We start from the raw sequence: 12,317 nt of genomic DNA, 5'->3' as shown, positions 1-12,317 counted from the left end.
GCTCGGCGGGCTATTCGCCGCTTGTGATGTTGATTCGACCTCCCGGCGTCTACTCGCCGCAGCTGGACACCTGGTTGCTCGTCCGCGCCCTGGCCGAAGCGGGCGTTCCGCGCGGCGGACACGCGTTGGACGTGTGTACCGGAACGGGCGCGTTGGCCGTCGCCGCCGCGTACACCGGAGCCGCGCGGGTGACGGCGGTGGACGTGTCCCGGTCCGCCGTCGTGTCCGCGTGGTTGAACTGCCGGCTGCGCGGCATCGATGCGGAGGTGTTGCGCGGTGATTTCGCCGCGGTCCTCGGCGGGCGCAGTTTCGATCTGGTGCTGGCCAATCCGCCCTACGTCCCCGCGCCCGAGGGCATCGACAGCCGCGGTATCGCCCGGGCCTGGGACGCCGGAGCCGGGGGCCGGGCGATCCTCGACCAGTTGTGCGCGGCGCTGCCCACTTTGCTGAAACCGCGCGGGGTAGCGTTGATCGTGCATTCGGCGCTGAGTGATCCGGATTCGACCTTGGCGCAACTGCGCGAGCGAGATCTCAAGGCCGCGATCGTGGCACGGGCGACCGTGCCGTTCGGGCCCGTGCTGCGCCGGCGCGCGCAGTGGCTGGAATCGGCCGGGCTGATCGGGCCCGGTCAGCGAATGGAAGATCTGGTGGTGATCCGTGCCGACCGCATCCGACAATGAGCAGTGGCGGCGAGTGACGCTCACCGCCGACGGTCCCGCCTTGATCGAGGGCCCGGTGGAATTCGTCACCGCGGACGGGCGGACGGTGCGCTCCGACCGGTTCCTGGTGGCGCTGTGCCTGTGCAAGCGTTCGAAGAACTATCCGTTCTGCGACACCAGCCACCGCAGGCATCGCCGTTCGTCGTGACCCCGGGTCACGCCGGGGAACCGTCCGGCCCCAGCGAGCGGACGGTGTCGAGCAGCGATTCGGTGGCGCAGGCGACGGTCTGCTCGACCACCTCCGCCGGTTCGCCGTCGAACTGGCGGTGCCACGCGCGGACGCCGTGCTCGGTGGCGATCGCGAACCAGACCGAGCCCGGTGGCTGACCGTCCTGCGGATCCGGGCCGCCTGCGCCGGTGACCGCCACGGAGACAGCTGCTTTCAGCAAGCCGCGGACACCGGTGGCCATCGCTTCGGCCGCGGTCTGTGAGACCACCGGCACGTCGGGCACACCCAGGACCGTGCGCTTGACCTCCGTGCTGTAGGCCACCAGGCCGCCGCGGAACCATTCGGACGAGTTCGGCGCCGCGCCCAGCGTGGCAGAAAGCCGGCCCGAGGTGAGCGATTCGGCGACCGCCACCGTAATCTCCGACTGCTGCGCCGATTCGGCCAGCTCGTGTGCGTTCTCGTCCGCCTGTGGCATCTGCGTCCTTTCTGCGCTGCGTGCAGCTCACCCTACGGCCCGGCACGTGTCCGGCCGCACGGCAGCCACCCGGTTTCGGTGCGGCGACGCCGGGAATGTCGGCAGAGAACCGGCCCTTGACGCAAGGAGAAAGCGATGACGACCGACGCGATCGTGCTGCTGCGCGACGACCACAAGGCGATCCGGAAACTGTTCCGCGAATTCGAGAAGGCGGGCGAGGACGCCACGCAGACCAAGGGCAAGGTGGTGAAGAAGATCATCGAGGCGCTCACCGTGCACACGTATCTCGAGAACGAATGCATGTACCCCGAGGTCCGCAAACTCGTTCCGGAGCTCGAGGACGACATCCTGGAGTCCTACGAGGAGCATCACGTCGCCGACGTGCTGGTCACCGAGTTGTCGATGATGAAGCCCGACGACGAGCACTTCACCGCGAAGACCACCGTGCTGATCGAGAACGTCGACCACCACATCGATGAGGAAGAGAACGAGTGGTTCCCGAAGGTGCGGGAAAGCCTGGGGCGCAAGCAGCTTCAGGAGATCGGTGCCCGGATGCAGGAGCTCGGGAAGAAGGCGCCGACCTCGCCGGCCCAGCCCTCGGCGCTGAAGAAGACCGTGGACGCTGTGCTGGCCTGAACAGACGAGGGCGCCGACGCCTCGGGGGAGGCGCCGGCGCCATCGCGTGGGCGTTCAGTCGCCGGGCGGATACTGCTGGGCGCCCAGCAGCCGGGCCAGGTGGGCGGCGTTCCCGGCCAGCGCGGCGGTGGCCGAGGCCACCGCCTTGGGCACCGAATCGAGATCCTGGTAATCGGTGCCGCCCATGGCTTGATCGTTCCAATAGGTATCGTTCCAATAGGTGCAGCCCTGCGCCGGAATGGTGAATCCGATGTCGTTGAGCCCCTGATACAGATCGGCGACGATCTTGTGCGCGCCGTCCTCGTTGTCGACCACCGCGACCGTGGCCACCTTGCCGACCATCGCCGGACGGCCCGCGTCGTCGGTTTCGGACAACTCCGCGTCCAATCGCTCCAGCACCCGTTGCGCCACCGACGACATGTGCCCGACCCAGGTGGGGGTCGACATCACCAGGATGTCGGCCGCCGCGACCTGCTCGCGAATCGAGGGCCACTGGTCGCCGGGGCCCTCGTCGGCGGTGACTCCGGGCAGTACCTCGTAGTCCACCACGCGCAGCGCCGTGCCCCGCACACCGTGCCCGGCCAGTTCGTCGAGCACCTGGCGGGCGATGAGATCGCTGCTGGATTCGGCGGGCGACTTCTTCAGCGTGCACACCAGCGCGAGGGCGGTCGGTCCGGCCATGAAGGAAACCTCCTGATTCACAACGTGTTGCGGTTCAGTCGCGGGCGACGACCCGGATCGTGCGCAGCCGGGAGTCGGCGGCGTCGGGCACGTTCATTCCCGCGTCGAGCCCGGTGCGCAGGTACTCGACGACGGCGTCACCGATGCGTTCCCCCGGCACGACCACCGGAATGCCCGGCGGATAGGGCGTGAGCTGCTCGGCGGCGATCCGGCCGACGGCGTCCCGCGCGTCCACCGTCTCCACCGGGCCGAAGAAGGCGTCCCGCGGCAGCATCACGGTCTCGAGCTGCAGGTCCTCGGGCGAGGGGAGGTGGATGCGCGGCGGCTGGGGATCGGTCAGCTGGTCGCGCCAGGCGGCGATGCCGTCGATGAGGGTGTCGACGGTGTCCTTGTCGTCGGCGATCGACAGCGTGGCCAGCAGGCGGCGGTGATCGCTCAACCCCATGTCGATGCGGCGGTGCTCGCGCAACCAGTCCGCGGCCTGGTAGCCGCTGGCCCCGGTGCCGGACACGTCCATCAGGACTTGCAGACGGTCGAGGTCGTGCGAGGCTTCCGCGCCGAGCAGTTCGTCTTCGAGCACCTCGATGCCGGGGATCTCGGCGAGTTGCCGCCTGGCCTGTTCGGCGACCCGCAGCGCGTCGCCGAGCAGTTCGCGGCCGCGCTCGACCATCTGCCTGCGCCAGCCGTCGAGCGCGGCGTAGACCAACACGTTCGGACTGGTGGTCATGAGCAGGTCGGCGCATTCGCTGAGCCGGATCGGGTCGATGAGATCGCCTTGCAGGTGGAACACCGATCCCTGTTCGAAGCCCGCGCCCATCTTGTGCACGCTGACCACGCACAGATCAGCTCCGGCGTCCATCGCCCAGGTCGGCAGGTCCTCGTGGAAGGGCAGGTGCGCGCCCCAGGCCTCGTCGACGATCAGGGGCTTGCCCCGCTCGTGGCATACCTCGGCGATGCCCGCGATGTCCGCGCAGGTGCCGTAGGGACTCGGGCTCACGATCAGCGCTCCCGCGGCGCCGGGATGCGCATCCCACGCTTCGCGGACCTGCTGCGGTGAGGGGGGGTGCGCGAAATGGTGCTCGGCATCCCAGCGCGGCGTGATCCAGTGCGGCTGGACGCCGGAGAAGACCAGGCCGGCGACGACGGATTTGTGGCTGTCGCGTGCCACGAGCAGGCCACCGTCGTGGCCGCCCGCCACCGCCATCATGGCCGCCTTGACCGACAGGGAACTGCCGCAGGTGGAGAAGAACGCCGATTCCGCCCGGACCGCGTCGGCCATCAGCGCTTCGGCCCGCGCGAGATAGCCGCCGCGCGAGAGCCGGTCGTCCAGCCCGGCGGTGGCCAGCACGTCGGAGCCGAAGGCATCCCGGCCGATCACCTCCAGGACGCGTTCGTCGGTTCCGCGTCCTTGCCGATGCCCGGGCGGCGTGAAGCCGTAGCGGCCCAGCCGGTGATAGTCGGCAAGCGCTTCCAGTAGAGGAGCTCGTGTATGGTCCACGGCTACCGCCTACCCCGGATCGGCGGTGGCACACATCGGGCGCACCACCTGCTCACGGCATCCCCCGGCCGCCCCGGTCTGCGACAGCAGCCCCGATCCGCGTGCCGCGCAATGGGACGTGTCGCCGTCGGAGTGCGGACCGACGCCCGACGGCGCCCATCGCGCGACACCGCTGGTCCCGGCGACCGGATCCAGGCCCAGGCGAGGCATCCTCGCCCGCCGCGACCATGAGGTGCGCGCCGTCCCGGGCCGGGCGATGCGGCCGCGTTCGGTTCTGCGCCTACCCGGCGTTCGTACGGGCGAAACCCGGTCGCCGGTCGTTTCGGGTACCGGCGTCCGGGTAGGACGGGGACTGTATCGACTTCGACCGGAGGAGCGCGCGGATGAAGGCAGTGACCTGGCAAGGCCGACGCAAAGTCGCCGTGGAGACGGTGCCCGATCCGCGGATCGAGGCCCCGACGGACGCGATCATCGAGGTGACCTCCAGCGGAATCTGCGGCTCCGACCTACACCTGTACGAAGTGCTCGGCGCGTACATGAGCGCCGGCGACGTCCTCGGCCACGAACCCATGGGACGTGTGGTCGAGACCGGCTCGGCGGTCACCGGACTGGCCCGCGGCGACCGCGTCGTCATCCCGTTCCAGATCAGCTGCGGCTCCTGCTACATGTGCCGCACCGGCCTGCCCACTCAGTGCGAGACGACCCAGGTCCGCAAATACGGCTGCGGCGCGGCCCTGTTCGGCTACTCCAAGCTCTACGGGCAGGTGCCCGGTGGCCAGGCCGAATATCTGCGGGTGCCACATGCCGACGCCACCCATATCAAGGTGCCCGAGGGACCGGCCGACGACCGCTTCCTGTATCTGTCCGATGTGCTGCCCACCGCCTGGCAGGCGGTGGAATACGCCGCGGTGCCCGACGGCGGGTCGGTGGCCGTGCTCGGTCTGGGCCCGATCGGGGACATGGCCTGCCGGGTGGCGGCGCATCGCGGCTATCGCGTCATCGGTATCGACCGGGTGCCCGAGCGGCTGGCGCGGGCGGCCGCGCGCGGTGTGGAGGTGATCGACATCGGCGCCGTCGACGAGCCGGTCGGCGACATCATCCGCGGCTGGACCGAGGGCCGCGGCACCGACGCGGTGATCGATGCGGTGGGGATGGAGGCCCACGGGTCGCCGATCGCGTCGGCAGCCCAGCGCTCGGCGGCGTTCCTGCCGGATCTGGTGGCTCGGAAGGTGATGGACACCGCGGGCGTGGACCGGCTCGCGGCGCTGAACTCCGCGATCGACATCGTCCGGCGAGGTGGCACGATCTCGGTGATCGGCGTCTACGGCGGGATGCTCGACCCGCTGCCCATGCGGGTGCTGTTCGACAAGCAGATCCAGGTGCGGATGGGCCAGGCGAATGTCAAGCGGTGGGTCGAGGACATCATGCCGTTGCTGAGCGACGGCGATCCGCTCGACGTGGACACCTTCGCCACCCATCGTCTGCCGCTGACCGGCGCGGCGGAGGGCTACGCCATGTTCCAGCAGAAGACCGACGGTGCGGTGAAGGTGGTGCTCGACCCGACCGCCACGAACTGACCGGCGCCACGCCCCGGCCGAGGTCGTCCGAGACCGCGGCCGCGGACGGTTTGCTCTGTCTTTGCCTGGGTAGCTGCCGGGTATGAGCTTTTTACTACGCGGAGTCGTCTCACCGTGGTGGCTCGAGGCGCCGACCTCCGTGGCGACGGAGATGGCCCGCGCCGGTGTGGAGAAGGTCATCGATCTGGGAACCAAAGCGGCCCAGGCGCCGGTGCAGGCGGTGGCCGCGGGCGCGCGGGCGGGGACGTCGCTGCTGAAGCTGGGACGCGACGAGGAGTTGCGCGACGAGTTCGCGGCGCTGATCGATCCGCACGCGCTGCGTTCGCGCCGCCGCGTGGCGGTCTACGAGGATCGGGCTACCGTCGAGGTGCGCGGGCTGGACTCCGGGAAGAGCGAAGCCGTCACGCGGGCGCTGCACCGGACGCTGGACCGGCGCCGCGACGTGCGCTGGTGGCGGGTGAACGCGGTGACCGGCCGAGTCGTCGCCGCGCTCGAGCACGGCGCGGCCGACCTGCCCGCCCTGGTGTCGGCCATCGAGTCCGTCGAGGCGGACACCGCGGTCGGAGACCTGGACTGGAGCCGTGGCTGCGAACATCCCGGTGATCGGGAACCCTTGCTGGCAGCGGCCATCCAGGTCGCGGGCGACGTGGGTGCGATCGGATTGTCCGCGGTGGGCGCGGTGCTGCCGTTGCGCGGCCCCGCCCGGATGTTGCGCGCGGCGGCAGCCTTCGTCGACACCCAGCCCCGGCTGCGCAAACGGCTGGAGGAACAGCTCGGCCGTTCACGCACGGACATGGTGCTCACCACCGCCAACGCCATCGGCAACGCCCTGGGCAACAGCGCCGCGGCGGGCACGGCGAATCTGGTGATCGACGCGGTGCATCGCGGATTCACCCTGACCGAGTCGATGACCAGGTACGCGCAGTGGCGGCACTGGGAGACCGAGATCGACCGCCGCCCCGCGGAAGTGTGCGATCCGCTGTCACCGTCGGCCCGCGTGGTCGAGATGCCGCAGGGACCGATCGAGCGGGTCGCCGACGAAACGGCGGCGGGTGCGCTGGTGGGTGCGGTCACCTCCGTCCTCGGCGGCCGCGGCCTGTTCGGCGCCGCCGACGCGCTGGAACTCGGCGCGCCCAAGGCGGCGCGGGCGAGCAGGGAGGCATACGGCGCCCTCGTCTCCACGGTGCTGGGCCGCGCGGGTGTGCTGACGCTGCACCCGCGGGTCTGGCGGCGGCTGGACCGATTGTCGGCCCTGGTCATCGACGGAGAATCGCTGCTGACCGCCCGCCGCTTGGTCCTCGACGCCGAAACGACCGACCAGAGATGGTCGGTCGCCGACGTGTGGAGCGCGGGCCAGCGCCTGCTGTGGGAGCGGGAGGCCGGCGAAGGCCCGGACAACGAGGCGCAGCCGGACGACACCGATCGCTACCTCTCGTCCGGGGGTCACCGCAAACTGGTGCACCCCGCCACCGGAGAACCCGATGACGGTGCGACGCCCCGCCCCGTATGGCGCGAACTCCACGACAACGGCAAACCGGTCGGACGAGTCCTGATCGGCCGCGAACTCGACCGGCGGGCACACGCGCTGCTGAGCCGGGCGCGCGGCGCGGGCCTGCGCGTCACCCTCGCCGCGGGCGCCGACGCCGCCGAACTGCGGTCGATGGCCGACGATTTCGTCTCCCCGTCCCATTCGCTCAGCGCGCGGGTGCGCACACTGCAACAGGACGGTCACGTCGTCGCGGTACTGAGCCCCCGCGCCCACAAGGCCCTGGCCTGCGCCGATGTCGGGATCGGTCTGGCCCTGCGGGAAGGCAACGCCCTGCAGATGCCCTGGACCGCCGACGCGGTCTGCCGCGACCTCGGACAGGCGCACCGCGTCCTCGCCGCCATCGCTCCGGCCCGCCAGGTGAGCGAACGCGGCCGCTCACTGGCATTGTCGGCGGCAGCGCTGGGCGGGCTGCTGCTGGCCGTCGCCCCCGACAGCGCGGGCCGGGCCTCGCCCATGACCGCGGCCCACTACACCGGTCTGCTCAGCGGCGCCTACACCGGATGGCGAACCGCACGCACCGAGCCACCGGTTACCCTCGCCCCGTTGCTGCCCTGGCACGCCCTCGAACCCGGCGAGGTATTGAGCCGATTGCCGCAGCCCGGGCCGGTGCAAGAGCGAGCACAGCCGGACACCGCGGCCCGCATCCCCGGGGTGCGCGTGCTCGCCTCGGCGGCGTCGTTCGCGGTCCAACTGCGCCGCGAACTGGCCGACCCGCTGACCCCGATTCTCGGCGTCGGCGCGGTGGCCACCGCCGTGCTCGGCGCCCCGTCGGACGCCGTGCTGCTGTCGTCGGTCCTCGCGGTGAACGCACTGGTGTCCGCCTGGCAGCGGCAACGCGCCGAGGGCGCGTTGCACCGGCTGTTCCAAGGCGAGCAGCTGACCGCCCGGGTGATCGATCGCGCCGAACTCGACGCGGGCCAACCGCGCGAAAGCGGTGTGCCTGCGAACCTGCTGACCCTGGGCGACATCATCGTGCTGCGCGCCGGGGACGTGGTCCCCGCCGACGCGCGGCTACTGCGCGCCGACGACCTCGAGATGGACGAATCCGGCCTCACCGGCGAGTCGATCACCGTCGACAAGCAGGTCCTCGCCACCCCGGGCACGTCGGTGGCCGACCGCGCCTGCATGGTCTTCGAAGGCAGCACCGTGGTGAACGGCACCGGGCGGGCGATCGTCGTGGCCGTCGGCCACGACACCCAGGCGGGCCGCGCCGCCGCCGGAGCCATCCCGCCGGAAAAGGCCGGTGTGCAAGCGCAGCTGCGCCGCTTGACCGACCGCGCCCTGCCGCTGACCCTGAGCGGCGGCGGCGTCGTGACCGGTCTGGGCATCCTGCGCGGCAGGCCCCTGCGCACCGCCATCGCCGACGGCGTGGCGGTCGCGGTCGCCGCGGTCCCCGAAGGACTGCCGCTGGTGGCCACGGTCGCTCAGCTCGCCGCCGCCCGCAGGCTGTCGCGCCACGGTGTGCTGGTGCGCGCCAGCCGCACCGTCGAGGCCCTCGGCCGGGTGGACACCCTGTGCTTCGACAAGACCGGCACCCTCACCGAGGGGCGGCTGCGCCTGACCACCCTCGCCGATCTCGACGACCAGTGGTCCCCGGACGCAGGCTCCGACGACGCGCACCGCCTGCTTCGAGCCGCGGCCCGCGCCTGCCCCGACCCCGCCGAGGGACCGATCGCGCACGCCACCGACCGCGCCGTCGTCGACGCCGCGGCCCAGGTACTCGGTGACGACGCCCGGCATTGGGACGCGATCGAGGAGATCCCGTTCGAATCCAACCGCGGATACGCCGCCACCCTCGGCCACACCGCCCGCAAACTGCGGCTGATCGTGAAGGGCGCACCTGAAGTCGTGCTGTCGCGCTGTACCAGGGTGCGGGTGAACGACACCGACCTCCCCTTCGACGAGCGCATGCGCGAACGCGCCGAACGAGCGGTGCGCGATCTGGCCGAGCAGGGCCTGCGGGTGCTGGTGGTGGCCCGGCGCGACCTTTCCACCGAACCCGACGACGTCGAGGCGGCGGTTGTCGAACTCACCCTGCTCGGGTTCCTCGGCCTCGCCGACGCCCCGCGCCCGCAGACGCTGCCGCTGGTCACCGCGCTGCAACGCAACGGCATCAGCGTGCGCATGATCACCGGCGACCACCCGGTAACCGCCGCGGCGGTGGCCCGCCAGCTCGGCATCGAGGCGGGCGAGGTCGTGACCGGCGCCGATCTGGACCGCCTCGACGAGACCGCGCAGGCCGAGTTGATCGAACAGGGCACCGTCTTCGCCCGCGTCGATCCCGAACAGAAGGTGCGCATCGTGGCGGCGCTGCGACGCGCGGGTCACGTCGTCGGCATGACCGGCGACGGCAGCAACGACGCCGCCGCCATCCGCACCGCCGACATCGGAATCGGTTTGGCCGCACAGGGTTCCATCGCCGCGCGCAACGCCGCCGACATGGTGCTCACCCGCCCCGACCCCCTCGTGCTGTTGCATGCCCTCGTCGAAGGGCGCGGCATGTGGCAGCGGGTCACCGACGCGGTCGGCGTGCTGGTCGGCGGCAACGCGGGCGAAGTGGCCTTCACGCTGTACGGCACCGCCGTCAGCGGCCGAGCTCCGCTGGGCACCCGGCAGTTCCTGCTGGTGAACATGCTCACCGACATGTTCCCCGCGATGGCGCTGGCGCTGTCGCGTGACGGGGACGCGGTCGATCCCGACGACACCGACGACCCGAAGGCCCAGGCGGAGCGGGCGGCCGAACGCTTGGCCGAACTCCCGCGTGCGCACCTGGGCACGGATCTGCTGCACACCCTCGGCGTCCGCGGTGTCGCGACGGCCACCAGCGCGTCGGTCGCATGGACCCTCGGCCGCGTGACCGGCACGCAGCGGCGCGCCGCCACCATCGGCCTGGTCGCGCTCATCGGCACCCAACTCGGCCAGACGCTGGTCTCCGGTTACCGCAGCCCACTGGTGTGGCTCACCACGGCGGCCAGTGGCGCGGTGCTCGGCGCGGTGGTGATGACACCGGGGCTGTGCACCTACTTCGGTTGCCGCCCGCTGGATCCCGTCGGATGGGGGATCGCGACCACCTGCGCGACGACCGCCACCGCCGCCGCCGTGCTGCTTCCGCGGTTGCTGCCCCAGCCGCAGTCACCAGCGCCGACGGCGCGCTGATTGGCGCCGCACCCCCCGGGTACCCGCCTGGCGACGGACCCTGCCACCGGCACAGGACAGGAGGACCCCCTATGGCTCAACAGGTCGGTGACTACGTCGTGCAACGTCTGCGGGAGTGGGGCGTCGAGCAGGTCTTCGGTTATCCCGGCGACGGGATCAACGGCCTGATCGCCGCTTTCGGCCGCGCGGACGACGACCCGGCGTTAATCCAAGCCCGCCACGAGGAGATGTCGGCGTTCCAGGCCACCGGCTACGCCAAATTCAGCGGCAAGGTGGGCGTGTGCACCGCGACCTCGGGCCCGGGAGCGATCCATCTGCTCAACGGTTTGTACGACGCGAAACTCGATCACGTCCCGGTGGTGGCGATCGTCGGGCAGACCGCGCGCAGCGCGATGGGCGGAAGCTATCAGCAGGAAGTCGATCTGCAGAACCTGTTCAAGGACGTCGCGTCCGACTACTTGGTCGAGGTGAATGTCGCCAGTCAATTGCCCAATGCGCTGGACCGGGCCTTCCGGGTCGCGATCGCGCGCCGGGCCCCGACCGCGCTGATCCTGCCGTCGGACCTGCAGGAGCAGCCCTACGAGCCACCGCGGCACGCCTTCAAACAGGTGCCGTCGAGCCCGCCCGGACAGGCTGCGGGGCGTGTGATTCCCGCGCACGAGGACATCCGGCGCGCCGCGGAGGTGCTCGACGCCGGATCCAAGGTGGCGATCCTGATCGGGCAGGGCGCCCGTTCGGCCGCCGAGGAGGTCGTGGAGCTCGCCGAGCGCACCGGCGCGGGCGTGGCGAAGGCTCTGCTGGGCAAGGACGTCCTGCCCGACGATCTGCCCTACGTCACCGGAGCGATCGGATTGCTCGGCAGCAGGCCCAGTTACGAACTCATGCGCGACTGCGACACCCTGCTGATCGTCGGATCGAACTTCCCCTACAGCCAGTTCCTGCCCGAATTCGGGCAGGCCCGCGCCGTGCAGATCGATATCGACGGCGCCATGATCGGCATGCGGTACCCGACCGAGGTGAACCTGGTCGGTGACGCGAGATCGACGCTGGCGGAACTGATTCCGCTCGTGCGGCGCAAGGACGACCGCGGCTGGCGGGAGAAGGTCGAGAAGAACGTCGCCCGCTGGTGGCAGACCGTCGAACGCCAGTCCCTGCTCGACGCCCACCCGGTCAATCCCATGCGGGTGGTGTGGGAACTGTCGGAGCGCATTCCCGACAACGCCATCGTCACCGCGGATTCCGGGTCCTCCACCAACTGGTATGCCCGCTGCCTGCGCTTGCGCGGCCGGATGCGGGGGTCGCTGTCGGGCACCCTGGCGACCATGGGGCCCGGCGTGCCGTACGCCATCGGCGCCAAGTTTGCCCACCCCGACCGGCCCGCGATCGCGCTGGTCGGCGACGGCGCCATGCAGATGAACGGGATGGCCGAACTGCTCACCATCGCCCGCTACCGCCCCCGCTGGAGCGACCCGCGTCTGGTCGTCTGCGTCTTCCACAACAACGACCTCAATCAGGTCACCTGGGAGCTGCGCGCCATGGGCGGCGCACCGAAATTCGAGCAGTCGCAGGCCCTTCCCGACGTCTCCTACGCCGAAGTCGCCCGCAGCGCGGGGCTGACCGGCATCACCGTGCGGACACCCGGGGAACTCGGGCCGGCCTGGGACCGCGCCCTGCACGCCGACGGGCCGGTGGTGCTCGACGTGCACTGCGACCCCGACGTGCCGCCCATCCCGCCGCACGCCACCTGGGATCAGATGAAGGACACCGCCGAAGCCGTGCTGCGCGGCGACCCGGACGCCTGGCATCTGATCGCGCAGGGCGCGAAAACCAAAGTCCAGGAGTTCATTCCGTAGCGAC

9 protein-coding genes are annotated in these 12,317 nt (G+C 70.9%); 6 read left to right on the top strand and 3 right to left on the bottom strand.

What is annotated here, in order from left to right:
• Positions 1-26: 26 nt before the first annotated feature.
• A complete protein-coding gene (locus tag NA8_RS26075) occupies positions 27-680 on the top strand; it encodes a HemK2/MTQ2 family protein methyltransferase (RefSeq protein WP_063053006.1) in 654 nt (217 codons plus the stop codon).
• Positions 658-867, top strand: a complete 210-nt coding sequence (locus tag NA8_RS26070; RefSeq protein ID WP_063052993.1) for a CDGSH iron-sulfur domain-containing protein — start codon at positions 658-660, stop codon at positions 865-867. The genes NA8_RS26075 and NA8_RS26070 overlap by 23 nt, the downstream gene beginning before the upstream one ends.
• 7 nt (positions 868-874) lie before the next feature.
• Here the strand turns inward: NA8_RS26070 and NA8_RS26065 are convergent, their stop codons facing one another.
• Positions 875-1,363, bottom strand: a complete 489-nt coding sequence (locus tag NA8_RS26065) for a CinA family protein (RefSeq protein WP_063052992.1) — start codon at positions 1,361-1,363, stop codon at positions 875-877.
• A gap of 135 nt (positions 1,364-1,498) precedes the next feature.
• Between NA8_RS26065 and NA8_RS26060 the strand changes: the two genes are divergently transcribed.
• Positions 1,499-1,999: a hemerythrin domain-containing protein gene (locus NA8_RS26060; RefSeq protein ID WP_063052991.1), complete on the top strand. Its 501-nt coding sequence runs from the start codon at positions 1,499-1,501 to the stop codon at positions 1,997-1,999.
• Between the two features lie 54 nt (positions 2,000-2,053).
• Here NA8_RS26060 and NA8_RS26055 read toward each other — a convergent pair whose 3' ends face one another.
• Together NA8_RS26055 and NA8_RS26050 are read right to left on the bottom strand one after the other, a co-directional pair.
• Entirely contained in the window at positions 2,054-2,680 is a 627-nt protein-coding gene (locus tag NA8_RS26055; RefSeq protein WP_063053005.1) for a flavodoxin family protein, read from the bottom strand.
• 34 nt (positions 2,681-2,714) lie between these two features.
• Positions 2,715-4,178 carry an aminotransferase class I/II-fold pyridoxal phosphate-dependent enzyme gene (locus NA8_RS26050; protein WP_063052990.1) on the bottom strand — a complete coding sequence of 488 codons (1,464 nt, stop codon included), beginning with the start codon at positions 4,176-4,178 and terminating at the stop codon, positions 2,715-2,717.
• A gap of 383 nt (positions 4,179-4,561) precedes the next feature.
• Here NA8_RS26050 and NA8_RS26040 point away from each other — a divergent pair, with 383 nt between their 5' ends.
• The 3 genes from NA8_RS26040 to NA8_RS26030 all read left to right on the top strand — a co-directional run bounded on the left by NA8_RS26040 (position 4,562) and on the right by NA8_RS26030 (position 12,313).
• Positions 4,562-5,755 carry a zinc-dependent alcohol dehydrogenase gene (locus tag NA8_RS26040; RefSeq protein ID WP_063052988.1) on the top strand — a complete coding sequence of 398 codons (1,194 nt, stop codon included), beginning with the start codon at positions 4,562-4,564 and terminating at the stop codon, positions 5,753-5,755.
• Positions 5,756-5,837: 82 nt separating this feature from the next.
• On the top strand, positions 5,838-10,460 hold the full coding sequence (locus NA8_RS26035) for a cation-translocating P-type ATPase (RefSeq protein ID WP_157106925.1): 4,623 nt from the start codon (positions 5,838-5,840) through the stop codon (positions 10,458-10,460).
• Positions 10,461-10,531: 71 nt separating this feature from the next.
• Entirely contained in the window at positions 10,532-12,313 is a 1,782-nt protein-coding gene (locus tag NA8_RS26030) for a thiamine pyrophosphate-requiring protein (RefSeq protein ID WP_063052986.1), read from the top strand.
• Positions 12,314-12,317: the final 4 nt, after the last annotated feature.

This window comes from Nocardia arthritidis NBRC 100137 (genome assembly GCF_001612765.1).
Lineage (GTDB): Bacteria > Actinomycetota > Actinomycetes > Mycobacteriales > Mycobacteriaceae > Nocardia > Nocardia arthritidis.
The sequence above is the reverse complement of the archived record's forward strand: the minus strand, read 5'-3'. Positions and strand labels throughout refer to the sequence as shown.